The organism is Plantactinospora sp. DSM 117369 (genome assembly GCF_053764795.1).
This window is the reverse complement of the sequence record NZ_CM132446.1, coordinates 7,952,724-7,966,626: the sequence shown is the minus strand read 5'-3', so window position 1 is coordinate 7,966,626 and position 13,903 is coordinate 7,952,724. Positions and strand designations below refer to the sequence as shown.

At 72.3% G+C, this 13,903-nt stretch carries 10 protein-coding genes, 1 tRNA gene and 2 pseudogenes; 8 read left to right on the top strand and 5 right to left on the bottom strand.

All coding sequences use genetic code 11. The features are described from left to right. The first annotated feature begins 163 nt into the window (after positions 1-163). Positions 164-601 carry an SRPBCC family protein gene (locus ACSMXO_RS33895; protein ID WP_101367363.1) on the top strand — a complete coding sequence of 146 codons (438 nt, stop codon included), beginning with the start codon at positions 164-166 and terminating at the stop codon, positions 599-601. 61 nt (positions 602-662) lie between these two features. Here ACSMXO_RS33895 and aceE read toward each other — a convergent pair whose 3' ends face one another. Continuing rightward, the gene (gene aceE / locus ACSMXO_RS33890) at positions 663-3,419 is read right to left on the bottom strand and encodes a pyruvate dehydrogenase (acetyl-transferring), homodimeric type (RefSeq protein ID WP_346261147.1); all 2,757 of its coding nucleotides are present in this window, start codon (positions 3,417-3,419) and stop codon (positions 663-665) included. A gap of 189 nt (positions 3,420-3,608) precedes the next feature. Here aceE and ACSMXO_RS33885 point away from each other — a divergent pair, with 189 nt between their 5' ends. Both ACSMXO_RS33885 and ACSMXO_RS33880 read left to right on the top strand, forming a co-directional pair. Beyond that, complete coding sequence (locus ACSMXO_RS33885) at positions 3,609-4,013, top strand: YjbQ family protein (protein ID WP_318394219.1); 405 nt, start codon at positions 3,609-3,611, stop codon at positions 4,011-4,013. Positions 4,014-4,086: 73 nt separating this feature from the next. Continuing rightward, positions 4,087-5,739 (top strand): mucoidy inhibitor MuiA family protein, encoded by a 1,653-nt coding sequence (locus ACSMXO_RS33880; protein ID WP_455415180.1) that lies wholly within the window; start codon positions 4,087-4,089, stop codon positions 5,737-5,739. Between the two features lie 177 nt (positions 5,740-5,916). On the opposite strand, the gene ACSMXO_RS33875 is transcribed toward ACSMXO_RS33880, so the two are convergent. The 4 genes from ACSMXO_RS33875 to ACSMXO_RS33860 all read right to left on the bottom strand — a co-directional run bounded on the left by ACSMXO_RS33875 (position 5,917) and on the right by ACSMXO_RS33860 (position 9,800). After that, positions 5,917-7,569 carry an alkaline phosphatase D family protein gene (locus ACSMXO_RS33875; protein WP_455415179.1) on the bottom strand — a complete coding sequence of 551 codons (1,653 nt, stop codon included), beginning with the start codon at positions 7,567-7,569 and terminating at the stop codon, positions 5,917-5,919. A 123-nt stretch (positions 7,570-7,692) separates the two neighbouring features. After that, on the bottom strand, positions 7,693-8,490 hold the full coding sequence (locus tag ACSMXO_RS33870; RefSeq protein WP_455415178.1) for an ABC transporter permease: 798 nt from the start codon (positions 8,488-8,490) through the stop codon (positions 7,693-7,695). Further along, on the bottom strand, positions 8,477-9,388 hold the full coding sequence (locus ACSMXO_RS33865; RefSeq protein WP_346261143.1) for an ABC transporter ATP-binding protein: 912 nt from the start codon (positions 9,386-9,388) through the stop codon (positions 8,477-8,479). The genes ACSMXO_RS33870 and ACSMXO_RS33865 overlap by 14 nt, the downstream gene beginning before the upstream one ends. Then, positions 9,381-9,800 carry a GbsR/MarR family transcriptional regulator gene (locus tag ACSMXO_RS33860; RefSeq protein ID WP_455419375.1) on the bottom strand — a complete coding sequence of 140 codons (420 nt, stop codon included), beginning with the start codon at positions 9,798-9,800 and terminating at the stop codon, positions 9,381-9,383. Before ACSMXO_RS33860 ends, ACSMXO_RS33865 begins: the two co-directional genes overlap by 8 nt. Before the next feature lie 238 nt (positions 9,801-10,038). On the opposite strand from ACSMXO_RS33860, the pseudogene ACSMXO_RS33855 reads away from it, so the two are divergent. The 5 genes and pseudogenes from ACSMXO_RS33855 to ACSMXO_RS33835 all read left to right on the top strand — a co-directional run. Further along, positions 10,039-10,399 (top strand): annotated as a pseudogene (locus ACSMXO_RS33855) (hypothetical protein); the annotation flags it as partial. 143 nt (positions 10,400-10,542) lie between these two features. Then, positions 10,543-12,516, top strand: a pseudogene (locus ACSMXO_RS33850) (transketolase C-terminal domain-containing protein); the annotation flags it as partial. A 111-nt stretch (positions 12,517-12,627) separates the two neighbouring features. Continuing rightward, positions 12,628-13,065 carry a DUF3052 domain-containing protein gene (locus ACSMXO_RS33845; RefSeq protein WP_346261141.1) on the top strand — a complete coding sequence of 146 codons (438 nt, stop codon included), beginning with the start codon at positions 12,628-12,630 and terminating at the stop codon, positions 13,063-13,065. Positions 13,066-13,077: 12 nt separating this feature from the next. Continuing rightward, positions 13,078-13,542, top strand: coding sequence for a peroxiredoxin (locus ACSMXO_RS33840; RefSeq protein ID WP_455415177.1), 465 nt, complete (start codon positions 13,078-13,080; stop codon positions 13,540-13,542). 127 nt (positions 13,543-13,669) lie between these two features. Next, a tRNA-Val gene (locus tag ACSMXO_RS33835) sits at positions 13,670-13,744 on the top strand. The last annotated feature ends 159 nt before the right edge of the window (positions 13,745-13,903 follow it).

Here is a 13,903-nt window from a genome sequence, read left to right as displayed (position 1 = left end):
CCCGCCACCAGGTTTCCCCGCCGTCCGTCCCGGTGCGCCCGAGGCGGCGAATTCCACGGCGGTAGTTTCTTCCGGCGTGTCGGCGGCCAATCGTCCGGTTTCGTCCGTAATCGTGAATAAGCTGCCAATGGTCATGGGTTGTCCGCAATGGAGGCGACTGAGGATGATGCTCATCGAACGCAGCACGCGGGTCTCCGCACCGATCGAGGCGGTGTGGGACCTGGTCCAGCGGGCTGAACACCTGCCGGGCTGGCTGGCCGGGGTACGCCAGGCGGAGGTGCTCTCCGGGGAGGGGATCGGCCGCCGTCAGCGGGTACACGCGGCGGGCCGGGCGCTGGACGCCGAGGTGATCGCGTATCAGGAGCCGACCCTGATCGCGTGGCGCGAGCGGGCCGAGGGCTCGGGCGCGCGGGCCGAGGCACGCACCGAGGTCTACGTCGAACTCGCACCGGAGGAGGACGGCACCTCGGTACGCCTGATCATGGTCCGCTGGCCCGCCGGCCCGGTCAGCGGGGCGCTGCTGCGCTGGGGAATGCGTCGGGTCGGTGCCGACCTGGAGGGCTCGCTCGCCCGGCTCACCGGGTTGGCCACGGTCGGCTGAGGGGCGGGCCGTCGCGGTGGCGACGTCCCGCCCCTCCGGGTCGCGGATCAGCGGTGGACGGTCAGGAGTCCCCGCCGGTCTCGCCCACCGGGGCCGCCGCGATGTCGTCGATCGCGTACTTCTTCGCGGCCTCGGCCGGCACCGACGGCGGCACCACGCCGCGCCGCGCCAGCTGGCGCAGCGTCGCGACGGTCACCGACTCGGCGTCCACGTGGAAGTGCCGGCGCAGCGCGTGCCGGGTGTCCGAGAGCCCGAAACCGTCGGTGCCGAGCGAGGTGTAGTCGCCGGGGATCCACCGCGAGATCAGGTCGGGTACCGCGCGCATCCAGTCGCTGACCGCCACCACCGGTCCGTCGGCGTCGGCCAGCTTGCGCTGGACGTACGGCACCCGGGGCTCGTCGCCCGGGTGCAGGAGGTTGTACTCCTCGCACTCCACCGCGTCCCGGCGCAGCTCCGTCCAGGAGGTGACCGACCAGACGTCGGCCGCCACGCCCCAGTCCTGGGCCAGCAGGTGCTGGGCCTTCAGCGCCCACTGCATCCCGGTGCCGGAGGCGAGGATGTTGGCCCGGGGCGCGTCGCCGCCGTCCGTGCCGCCGACCGGGGGAGCCGGCGAGTACCGGTAGATCCCCTTGAGCAGCCCCTCCACGTCGACGTTCTCCGGCTCGACCGGCTGGAGGATCGGCTCGTTGTAGACGGTCAGGTAGTAGAAGACGTTCTCCGGCCGCTCGCCGTACATCCGGTGCAGGCCGTTCTCGAAGATGTGCGCGATCTCGAACGCGAACGCCGGGTCGTACGCCACCACGGCCGGGTTGGTCGCGGCGATCAGGTGCGAGTGGCCGTCCTCGTGCTGCAGGCCCTCGCCGTTGAGCGTGGTCCGGCCGGCGGTGGCGCCGAGCACGAAGCCCCGGGCCATCTGGTCGGCCGCCGCCCAGAACGCGTCGCCGGTGCGCTGGAAGCCGAACATCGAGTAGAAGATGTACAGCGGGATCATCGGCTCGCCGTGCGTGGCGTACGACGAACCGGCGGCGGTGAACGAGGCCACCGAACCCGCCTCGTTGATCCCCTCGTGCAGGATCTGCCCGGTGATCGCCTCCTTGTACGACAGGAACAGCTCCCGGTCCACCGAGGTGTACTTCTGGCCGTGCGGCGAGTAGATCTTCTGGGTCGGGAAGAGCGAGTCCATCCCGAAGGTCCGCGCCTCGTCCGGGATGATCGGCACGAACCGCTTGCCGAACTCCCGGTCCTTCATCACGTCCTTGAGCAGCCGGACGAACGCCATGGTGGTGGCGATCTTCTGCTTGCCGGAGCCCTTCTTGACGTCGGCGAACCGCTCCTTGCCCGGCACCGGCAGCGGCGCCCACTCCGTCCGCCGGCTCGGCAGGTAGCCGCCGAGCTGCTGCCGCCGCTCGCGCAGGTACTCCATCTCCTCGGACTTTTCGCCCGGGTGGTAGTACGGCGGCAGGTAGGGGTTGCTCTCCAACGCCGAGTCGGGGATGTCCAGGTAGAGGCGGTCGCGGAAGCTCTTCAGGTCGTCCAGGGTGAGCTTCTTCATCTGGTGTGTGGCGTTGCGGGCCTCGAAGCTCGACCCCAGCGTCCAACCCTTGATCGTCTTGGCCAGGATCACGGTGGGCTGACCGGTGTGGTTCAGCGCCGCCTGGTACGCCGCGTAGAGCTTGCGGTAGTCGTGCCCGCCCCGCTTGAGGTTCCAGATCTCGTCGTCGGAGAGCCCCTCGACCATCTTGCGGGTACGCGGGTCACGGCCGAAGAAGTGCTCCCGGACGTACGCCCCGGACTCCGCCTTGTAGGTCTGGTAGTCGCCGTCCGGCGTGGTGTTCATCAGGTTGACCAGCGCGCCGTCGGTGTCCGCGGCGAGCAGCGGGTCCCACTCCCGGCCCCAGACCACCTTGATCACGTTCCAGCCGGCGCCCCGGAAGAACGCCTCCAGCTCCTGGATCACCTTGCCGTTGCCCCGCACCGGCCCGTCCAGCCGCTGCAGGTTGCAGTTGATCACGAAGGTGAGGTTGTCCAGCTCCTCGCGGGCGGCCGCGCCGATCGCGCCGAGCGACTCCACCTCGTCCATCTCACCGTCGCCGAGGAACGCCCATACGTGCTGGTCGGAGGTGTCCTTGATGCCCCGGTGCTGCAGGTAGCGGTTGAACCGGGCCTGGTAGATCGCGTTGATCCCGCCGAGCCCCATCGAGACGGTCGGGAACTCCCAGAAGTCCGGCATCAGCCGCGGGTGCGGGTACGACGGCAGCCCGCCGCCCGGGTGCGACAGCTCCTGCCGGAAGCCGTCGAGCTGGTCCTCGGTCAGCCGCCCCTCCATGAACGCCCGGGCGTACATGCCGGGGGAGCCGTGGCCCTGGTAGAAGATCTGGTCGCCTCCGCCCGGGTGGTTCTTGCCCCGGAAGAAGTGGTTGAACCCGACCTCGTAGAGCGACGCCGAGCTGGCGTAGGTGGAGATGTGCCCACCGACGCCGATCTCCGGTCGCTGCGCCCGGTGCACCAGCATCGCGGCGTTCCACCGGATGTACGCCCGGATCCGCCGCTCGATGTGCTCGTCCCCCGGGAACCAGGGTTCCTGCTCCGGCGGGATGGTGTTGATGTAGTCGGTGGTGGTCAGGGGCGGCACCCCGACCTGGCGCTCCCTGGCCCGCTCCAGCAGGCGCAGCATGACGTAGCGGGCGCGTTTGGCGCCGCGCTCGTCGATGACACCGTCGAGTGACTCGACCCACTCGCTGGTTTCTTCGGGGTCGATGTCCGGAAGCTGGCTCGGCAGGCCGTCGCTGATCACCGGGCGCTTGCGTTCCGTGGCCACAGGCGTTCCCTAGGTTGTGTGTGGGATAGGTCTCTAGCGCCATCCTGCCCCCTCATGCCTGGCTCCGTCACGTCTAGACCCGGTAGAGGCGATGCGCGACACAGGTACCAGGCGGTAACTTTCCGGCAACGCGGCGTTCTTCGCCCCGGGAGATTCAAGATCGGTTCGGCGGTCGGGAAGACTGGGGGGATGCAGAGTGAGGTGATCACCATTCGGACCGGATCCCGCCCCGTGGTCCGGGACATCACCCGGGAGGCCGAGCAGTTCCTCTCCGGTCGGGGCGACGGGCTGCTGCACGTCTTCGTGCCGCACGCCACCGCCGGCCTGGCGATCATCGAGACCGGAGCCGGTTCCGACGACGACCTGCTGACCGCGCTGGACGAGCTGCTCCCGACCGACGACCGCTGGCGGCACCGGCACGGTTCGCCGGGGCACGGCCGGGACCACGTCCTGCCCGCCTTCCTGCCGCCGTACGCCACGCTGCCGGTGCTGGACGGCCGGCTCGCGCTCGGCACCTGGCAGTCGATCTGCCTGGTCGACCCGAACGGCGACAACAGCACCCGCCAGGTCCGGTTCTCCTTCCTGCCCGGCTGACCACAGCTCCCCGGGTGCCGGTAGGGCACTTCCAGGCGCCCCGGTGTGGCGGCGGATCGGTAACCTCGCGCGAATGACGCCATCCCGAATCGACGCGCCGATCGTCGCCGTGACGGTCTATCCGGACCGGGCCCGGGTGACCCGCCGAACAGATCTGCGGCTGCCACCCGGGGAGCACCGGGTCCGGATCGGGCCACTGCCGCTCGGCCTGCTCCGCGACTCGCTGCGGGTTGGCGGGCGCGGGCCGGCGACCGTACTCGGGGTGGACGTGTCGACCGAGGTGCTGCCCCGGGCCACCGAGGGGACCGCCGCCGAACTCGCGCAGCGGCGTCGCGGCATCACCGCCGAGCTGGCCGAGCTGGCCGACGCCGAAGCCGTCGAGGGGCAGCGCGCCGACTTCCTGGCGCTGCTCACCCAGCGGGCCGGTGCCAGCTACGCCCGGGCGCTCGCCGCCGGCGAGGCCACCCCGGGTGACGTCGCCGGCTTCACCGACTCGGTGGCCGAGCAGACCGCCGCCAGCCAGGCCCGGCGGCGGGAGCTGGCCCGCCGCCAGGAGGAGGCCCGGGAACGGCTGGCCGCGGTCGAGCGGGAGATCGCCGCGCTGTCCGGCCGGCGGTCGCCGGACCGGCTGGCCGCCGAGGTGAGCCTGCGGATCGAGCCGGGCGGCCACGACGAGCCGACCGCGCCGGAGCCGTCCGCCGAGGTCCAGCTTGAGCTGTCGTACGTGGTGGAGGGCGCGGGCTGGACCTCCTCGTACGACCTGCGGCTGGTCGACGAGACCCTGACGCTCACCTGGTTCGGGCTGGTCAGCCAGCGGACCGGCGAGGACTGGCCGGAGTGTGCGCTGCTGCTCTCCACCGCCCGCCCGGCGACCGGCACCGAGCTGCCGGAGCTGGAGCCGTGGTATCTGCGCCAGGCGGAGCCGACGGTCTGGATGGAGCAGGAGGGCGGCTGGGGCGGCGGGCCGGTCCGGGCGAGGGCGGCCGGCGGGCCGCTCTCCCCGGCGGCGATGCCGGCACCGGGCGCCGCCGGCAAGGCGCAGTCGTTCGGCGCCGCTCCCCGCCCGCCCGCGCCGGTGGCGCAGCCCACCGCCACCCTCACCCAGGGGGCGCAGGCCGCCACCTACGAGCCGGCCCGCCCGGTGGCCGTACCGGCGGACGGGGGCGCACACCGGGCCGTCGTCGCCGTACTGGAACTGGCGGCCCGGCTCGACCACGTCACCGCGCCGGTGCGTACCCCCGGGGTGCACCTGCGGGCCACCGCCGTCAACGGCTCCGAACACACCCTGCTGCCCGGGCCGGCGTCGGTGTTCCACGGCGGCGACTTCGTCGGCGGCACGACGCTGCCGACCTGGGCGCCGGGCGAGGAGGTCGAGGTGGCGCTCGGGCTCGACGACCGGATCCGGGTGAAGCGGGAGCTGGTGCGGCGCAGCGACACCAAGGCCACCCTGGGCTCGACCCGGCGCCGGGAGGTCGAGTACCGGATCACCCTGGCCAACCACACGCCCCGGCCGGCCCGGTTGACGGTGCGCGACCAGCTTCCGGTCTCGCAGAGCGACGGGATCACGGTCCGGGAGCTGCGGCTCGACCCGCCGCCGGACGAGCGGGCGGCGCTCGGTGAGCTGATCTGGCGGGTGGAGCTGCCGCCGGGCGGCTCCCGGGAGATCGTCACCGGGCTGCGGGTGGAACTGGCCAAGGGGGTCGAACTGCTCGGCTGGCGCGAGTAGGCCAGCCACGCGCGCGTCGCGCGGGCACGCACCGGATCGCGAGTAGCGCACCGGCACCTACGTGGGCCGGCCGGCGCGGCGAGTAGGCGGCCCTGGCCGGCCCGGACCCGAACCGGGCCGGCCAGGAACCGGGTCTACCCGGCGGGACCATCTCCGTCGATGCGGTGCGGTGCGGCCTCAGGGCCGCAGGTTCTCCCTTGCCGCGGTCTCCGCCGCCTGGTCGACCAGGGACCGGGCGGTGGCGGTGGCCGGGTCGACCGGCCGGTCGTACGTCTGGTGCAGCCCCGGCACCCGGTCGGAGACCACGAACGACGCCCGGGTGTACGCCGGCGCCCCCGGCGTGGTGACGTGCGGCAGCACCTTGAAGTCGGCCCGCAGCTCCCGCTCGGTGAACCGGGTCAGCACGTAGCCGCGCTGGTTGTTGTGGAACTTCAGGTGCGGGTTGTGCGGGAAGTACGGGTGGCTGCCGGTCACCGAGTCGGCGCCGTTGCCGCCCGAGGTGATCGACGAGCAGACCAGCTCGCTGCCGACCGTCCGCGAGGTCGGGTCGTCGTAGTCGAGCTTGAGGTCGGTGGCCCAGTGCGCATGCACGTCACCGGTGAGCACGACGGCGTTGCGGACCTTCGCCTCCACCCAGCCCCGGGTGATCCGGTCCCGGGAGCCGACGTACCCGTCCCAACTGTCCATCGAGGTGAACTTCGCCGGGCCGGCGTCGGTGTCCCGCTGGCCGAAGAAGACCTGCTGGCCGAGGACGTCCCAGCGGGCGTCGGAGCGGCGGAACCCGTCGATCAGCCAGCGCTCCTGCTCGGCGCCGGTGATCGAGCGGGCCGGGTCGAGCGCCGCCGGGCAGTCCTTCGTACCGTCGCCGCAGGCCTGGTCGTCCCGGTACTGCCGGGTGTCGAGCATGTGGAAGTTGGCCAGCCGCCCCCAGCGGATCCGCCGGTAGAGCTGCATGTCGATGCCGTTCGGGATCGAGGTGCGGCGCAGCGGCATGTTCTCGTAGTACGCCTGGAACGCCGCCGCCCGGCGGGCCAGGAAGTCCGGCTGCGGGATGTCGGGCCGCTCGTGGATCTCGTCGGCCCAGTTGTTGTCCAGCTCGTGGTCGTCCCAGACCACCACCCAGGGCGCGACCTGGTGCGCGGCCTGGAGGTCCGGGTCGGACTTGTACTGCGCGTGCCGCTGCCGGTAGTTCGCCAGGGTGACCGTCTCCGGCCCCTCGTGGTCGCGCGGGTTGCCGCCCGGGATGTTGTAGCTGTCCTTGGTGTACTCGTACTGGTAGTCGCCGAGGTGTAGGACCAGGTCCGGGTGCTCCTCGGCGAGCCGTCGGTAGGCGGTGAAGTAGCCGTGCTCGAACTGCGAGCAGGAGGCGAAGGCCATCGTCAGGGCGCCGCCCAGGGCCCAGGCCGCCGGGGCGGTACGGGTCCGGCCGACCGGCGAGGTGTGCCGCTCGGCGTGGAACCGGTAGAAGTACTCGCGTCCCGGCTGCAACCCGTTCAGTTCGACGTGCACGGTGTGCCCGGACTGCGGGCGGGCCGCCGCCGTGCCCCGGCGTACCACGTGCCGGAACCGCTCGTCGGCGGCGAGTTCCCAGCGCACCGGCACGACCCGGTTCGGCATGCCGCCTAGGCCGTCGGAGGCCAGCGGGGTCGGCGCGAGCCGGGTCCAGAGCACGAAGCCGTCGGAGTCCGGGTCGCCGGAGGCGACGCCGAGGGTGAAGGGGTCGGCGGCCAGCGGCCGGGCGGCGGCGGCCGCGCTGGGCAGGCCGGTCACCGCGCCGGCGGCCCCGACCGCGGCGCCGGTGAGCAGGAGGGTACGGCGGGACAGAGCCATCGAGATCTCCCAAGATCCGGTGGACAGGCTCTGAGCAGCCTGGCGAGCAGCGGTTCATCGGGCCGATCGTCCCGATAACGCCCGGTCGAACAAGAAGTGAAGGAAGGGGGCGGGTTGCCCGGTTCAGACTGCGACGTCCCGTCGGGTGAACGCCCAGGTGCCGACGGCGACCAGCAGCGCCGAGGTGCCGAGCAGGAGCAGCGCATCGCCGGCCTGCACCCCGTGCACCAGCGGCTGACCGCCCAGATACCAGTGGAACGGGGAGAGTTCGGCCCCCCACTCCAACCCCTCGACCTGCGGCGACACGGAATTCGCCAGGTACGCCAGCACGGCCACCCCGGCGCTGACGCCGAGCGCGACGGCCCGGCGGCCGGTCGCCGCGCCGACCGCGTACGCCAGCGCGCCGAAGGTGGCGCCGAGCAGGGCGAGCTGGAGGTTGACCGCGGCGAACTCGCCCGCACCCACCCCGTCGAGCTGGGCCGGCCCGGCCAGCGCCAGCATCGCCAGCCAGAGCAGTACGGCGATCACCGCCAGCCCGACCAGTAGCGCGGCGAACCGCTGCACCGCGAGCCGGACCCGCCCGACCGGATGCGCGAGTACCAGGTCGAGGGTGCCGGCCTCCTCGTCGCCGGCCACCGCCCGGGTGCCGGCGGTGATGGCGAAGACGGTGACCAGCAGCGGCACCAGCAGCCCGTAGACGGCGCTGCCGAGATAGCCGGCCGCGCTGGTCAAGTCGCTGTAGTTGAACGCCTCCAGCAGCCCCTCCGGGTACGCCGCCAGCGCCTCCTGCATCTCCGGGGCCTGCATGGTCGGCCAGAACGCCGCGTACATGGCGGCCACGCCGACGATTGGCAGGGTCCAGCCGAGCAGCGAACGCCGGGCGTCGAAGAGGGCCTTGCCGAACGGGTTACCCGGCAGCATGCTCGACCTCCCCGGTCGCGTAGTAGTCGAAGAACAGCTCCTCCAGGTCGGGTTCCTCGGAGAGCAGGCTCAGCACCGAGTGCCGACCGGCGGCCTTGACCAGCGCGTCGGCTCGGCCGGCCAGCCGGCAGCGCAGGGTGCCGCGCTCCAGGGTCGCGTCGCTGACCCCGGGCAGCTCGGCGAACTCGGCCAGCTCGACCGGGTCGTCGAAGGAGATCTCGACCCGGCGGACCGCCCGTTCGCGCAGCTCCTCCACGCGTTCGACGGTGACCAGCCGGCCCTGGCGGACGATGCCGACCCGGTCGGCGGTCTGCTGCACCTCGCTCATCACGTGCGAGGACATGAAGACGGTCTGCCCGGCCGCCCGGGCCTCGCGGACCAGCGCGACGAACTCCTGTTGCAGGAACGGGTCGAGCCCGCTGGTCGGCTCGTCGAGGATCAGCAGTTCGGGGGAGTGCATGAACGCCTGCACCACCCCGACCTTCTGCCGGTTGCCCTTGGAGAGGCTGCGGATGCGCCGGCCGAGGTCGAGGTCGAGCCGCTCGGCCAGCTCCTCGATCCGGCCGCGCGGCACCCCGCCGCGCAGCTGGGCCAGGTAGCCGAGGAGTTCCCGGCCGGTCTGCCGGCCGTCGACGACGAAGTCGCCGGCCAGGTAGCCGATCCGGCGCCGCAGCGCCACCCCGTGCCGGCGCGGGTCCTGGCCGAGCACGCTCACCCGGCCGCTGGTCGGGCGGATCAGGTCCAGCAGCAGCCGGATGGTGGTGGACTTGCCGGACCCGTTCGGCCCGAGGAAGCCGTACACCTCGCCGGTTTCGACCCGCAGGTCCAGCCCGGCCAGGCCACGACTGCGGCCGTACCGCTTGACGAGTTGCTCGGTGCTGATGGCCGGGTCAGCCATCGGCCTCTCCTTTCCCGAGGTGTTCGGCCTTGAAGCGTTCGACCAGGGCGGGCAACTCCCGCTCGACGTAGGCGTAGAAGTCACGGGTGATCCGGACCCGGTCGGCCCGCGGGGAGTCCTGGCCACCGGCGAGGTCCACGCCCCGGTCCATCAGCTCGCGGAACACCCGGAACTTCAACGGCTGGACGACGGTGTGGATGATCGCGTCCGGCGCGACCTCGTAGGCGTGGCCGCGCCGCCCGGGGATCGGTACCCGCCGGACGAAGCCGCTGCGCTCCAGCAGCCGCATCCCGGTGCTCACCGAACCCTTCGACAGGTCGAGCGCGGCGGCCAGCTCACCGCTGGTCTGGTGCGGCGGGTCGCAGATCAGCAGCCAGCCGAGCAGCTTGCCGTACGCCGGGGTCAGGCCCATCCCGGCGAGGACGACGGCCGCCTCCTCCGCATAGCGCCGTTCCGGGGAGAGTTCGGTCACCGATACCGCCTATCCTGTTCGAACATTCAAGAAGTTCTGAACTTTCAGTTTAGGGCGTCTCCCGCGTACCGGAAGGGTCCGGCCTGGGCGGGCTGCGCCCGGCGGACCGCGCGGGGCGTCGCGGATGCCACGGGCGGTTGTGACGTGTCTGAGTGGTCACGGGTGGCCGGCGTCGGTAATGCTGTCGGACGTGACCACCCCCCAAGATCTCGACGAACGGTTCCGGGAGGCGGTCGGCGCCATCGAGGTGTCGGCGCCCGGGCGCACGGCCGCCGAGCCGGTCCGGGACGGCGGCACGCTCGACGGCCGGACGGCCCTGGAACTGTTCGACGCCCAACTGGTCAGCCGGCATCTTGATCTCGCGGCTCGCTGGCTGCGCAGCTTCGGCGAGGGGTTCTACACCATCGGCTCCTCCGGACACGAGGGCAACGCCGCGGTGGCGCTCGCGGTCCGGCCGACCGATCCGGCCCTGCTGCACTACCGGTCCGGCGCGTTCTACTGCGCCCGGGTCGCCCAGGCCGAGGCCGAGGGCTCCGCCGCGCGGGCCGAGCAGGCCGGCGGTGCGGCGCACCGGGTCGGGGTCGCCGAACGGGTGGCCGAGGCGATGCGCGGTCAGGACGGCAACGGCAACTCCGGCGACCGTGGGGACGACGACGGGGCCGCCGCACCCGAGGCGGTCCTCGACGCCGCCCGGGACGTGCTGCGCGGGGTGGTGGCCTCCGCCGACGAGCCGATCGCCGGTGGCCGGCACAAGGTCTTCGGCAACGCGGCCGTCGCGGTGGTACCGACCACCTCCACCATCGCCTCGCACCTGCCCCGGGCGGTCGGGATCGGCTTCGCCATCGAACGGCTGCGCCGGCTCGGTGACGGCCGGGGGCGGCCGACCGGGCGACGGGCGGCCGGCGGCGCGACCTGGCAGCGCGGCGAGGCCGAGTCGGCCTGGCCGAGCGACGCCATCGTGGTCTGCTCGTTCGGCGACGCCTCGGTCAACCACGCCACCGCCGTCGCCGCGTTCAACACCGCCGGCTGGTGCGACCACACCGGACTGCGCATCCCGGTGCTCTTCGTCTGCGAGGACAACGGGCTCGGCATCAGCGTGAAGTCGCCGGACGGCTGGGTGGCGCAGGCGCTGCGGGCCAAGCCGGGGATCCGGTACTTCTCGGCGGACGGCTGCGACCTGGTCGAGACGTACGACGTGGCGGTCGAGGCGGCCGCCTGGGTACGCCGGCACCGCCGGCCCGCCGTACTGCACCTGTCCACGGTGCGGCTGATGGGACACGCCGGGGCGGACGCCGAGATCGCGTACCGGAGCGCCGCCGAGATCGCCCGGGACGTGGCCCGGGATCCGGTGGTGGCCACCGCCCGGCTGCTCGCCGAGGCCGGTCTGGGCACGCCCGAGGAGCTGATCGCCCGCTACGACGAGGTCGGCTGGCAGGTCCGCAAGGTCGCCGAGGAGGTGCTCGGCGAGCGCAAGCTGGACAGCGCGGCGGACATCGTGGCGCCGTTGGCGCCGAGGCGCCCGGTCCGGGTCGCTCGGGCGATCACCGACGCCGCCGGCCGGGCCGCCGGGCCGGGCGCCGCCGCCCGCGGCGCCGCCTTCGAGGGCAAGCTGCCGGAGCAGGCCGGCCCGCTCACCCTGGCCCAGACCATCAACGCCGCGCTCGCCGACGGGCTGCTCGACTATCCGAGCATGACGGTCTTCGGCGAGGACGTGGCGGCCAAGGGCGGGGTGTACGGGGTCACCAAGGGCCTGCGGGAGCGGTTCGGTGCCCCCCGGGTCTTCGACACGCTGCTGGACGAGACCTCGATCCTCGGGCTCGGTCTCGGCGCCGGGCTGAGCGGGATGCTGCCGGTGCCCGAGATCCAGTACCTGGCGTACCTGCACAACGCCGAGGACCAGCTCCGGGGCGAGGCGGCGACGATGCAGTACTTCTCCCGGGGCGCCTACCGCAATCCGATGGTGGCCCGGATCGCCGGGCTGGCGTACCAGGACGGGTTCGGCGGGCACTTCCACAACGACAACTCGCTGGCCGTACTCCGGGACGTTCCGGGGCTGGTGCTCGCGGTGCCGGCCCGGGCCGACGACGCCGCCCCGATGCTGCGCTCCTGCCTGGCCAGCGCGGCGGTCGACGGCAGCGTCTGCGTCTTCCTGGAGCCGATCGCGCTCTACCACACCCGGGACCTGCATGCCGAGGGCGACGGGGAGTGGCTCGCCCCCTACCTCGGCCCGGGCGGCTGGACGGCCAGCCACGTACCGATCGGCCGGGGCCGGGTGTACGGCGTCGGCTCGGCGGAGGACGTCACGATCATCACGTTCGGTAATGGTGTTCGGATGTCGCTGCGGGCCGCCGCGAAGCTGGCCGAGGAGGATGTCGGGGTCCGGGTGCTGGATCTGCGCTGGCTGGCTCCGCTGCCGGTGGCGGACATCATCCGGGAGGCCCAGGCGACCGGCCGGGTGCTGGTCGTGGACGAGACACGCCGGTCCGGCGGGGTCGGCGAGGGAGTGGTGGCGGCACTGGTCGATGCCGGTTTTGTCGGATCTGCCCGTAGGGTAGCTTCTATCGATACCTTTGTCCCGTTGGGTCCGGCCGCCCGTCACGTACTGGTCTCCGAAGAGGCCATTACCCAGGGTGCCCGAACGCTGCTGGCACGGTAAATTCCCTTCGACTCGGTGCGCCACTTGCGCGCGGCGGGACAACTGTGTGGACTTTGCGTCATCGGCGTCGCACGGATGCCGCTGGCAGTGGAGATGAGGAGGCACGTGACAGTGAGCGCGACCGCTGGTCAGGCCGCCGACGGCGTACGGAGCCTGGCGGACCGGTTCGGCATCGAGCCGGGGATGGTCGTCATGGAGATGGGCTACGACGACGACGTCGACCAGGATCTCCGGGACGCCCTGACCGATCGCTGCGGAGAGCTGGTAGACGAGGACACCGACGAGGTCGTGGACTCGGTGCTGCTCTGGTACCGGGACGGCGACGGTGACCTGTTCGAGATGCTCGTCGACGCCCTCGGCCCGCTGGCTGACAACGGCGTGGTGTGGCTGCTGACGCCCAAGGCCGGGCGGGACGGCCACGTCGAGCCGAGCGAGATCAGCGAGACGGCGGTCACCGCCGGCCTCCAGCAGACGTCGACCGTCAACGCCGGCAAGGACTGGAGCGGCGCGCGACTGGTCCTCCGCCGTGGCGCCAAGGGCAGGAAGTAGGAAGGGAGCCGGATGCCGATCGAGGTTGGCGCGCCAGCGCCGGACTTCGTGTTGAAGGACCAGAACAACCAGCAGGTACGCCTGTCCGACTTCCGGGGGCGGCGAGCCGTGCTGCTCGTCTTCTATCCGCTGGCGTTCACCGGCACCTGCCAGGGTGAGCTGGCCGAGCTGCGGGACAACCTCGACGAATACCAGAACGACGACGTGCAGGTGCTGACGGTCAGCGTCGACTCGGTGTACGCGCACAAGGTCTGGGCCGACCGGGAGGGCTACCAGTTCCCGATGCTGGCCGACTTCTGGCCGCACGGGGCGGTGGCGAAGGCGTACGGCGTCTTCAACGAGACCGCGGGGTTCGCCGACCGGGGCACCTTCGTGATCGACAAAACCGGTACGGTGCGCTTCGCCGAGTGCAACGGACCCGGTGAGCCGCGCGACCAGGCGGGTTGGCGCAAGGCCCTGGCCGCGGCGCGAGCCTGAGCCCGGCACCGGAGCCGAGCGGGGCGGGGCGGCCGCCGTCGCGGACACCCGGATCGGCGAACTGGGTGGAGCGGGTGCCGGGGCGGCAGGGTAAGCTTGCCGCCGCCGGTAGGCCGTCAGGCGCTCCGGGCGCGTAGCTCAGTGGGAGAGCACTCGCCTTACAAGCGAGGGGTCGCAGGTTCGAAACCTGCCGCGCCCACCACCGATCCGTCTCCACCTCGCCCGAGGTCTCACCTGCTGTCAACGCCGGGTCGCCGATCGTGGTCGACCGGCCCGAATCCCGGTGTGCCGCGATCGGCCCGAATCCCGGTGCGCCGCCGATCGCCGAGCGCACCGACCGGCGTCCCGAACTCCCGAACCA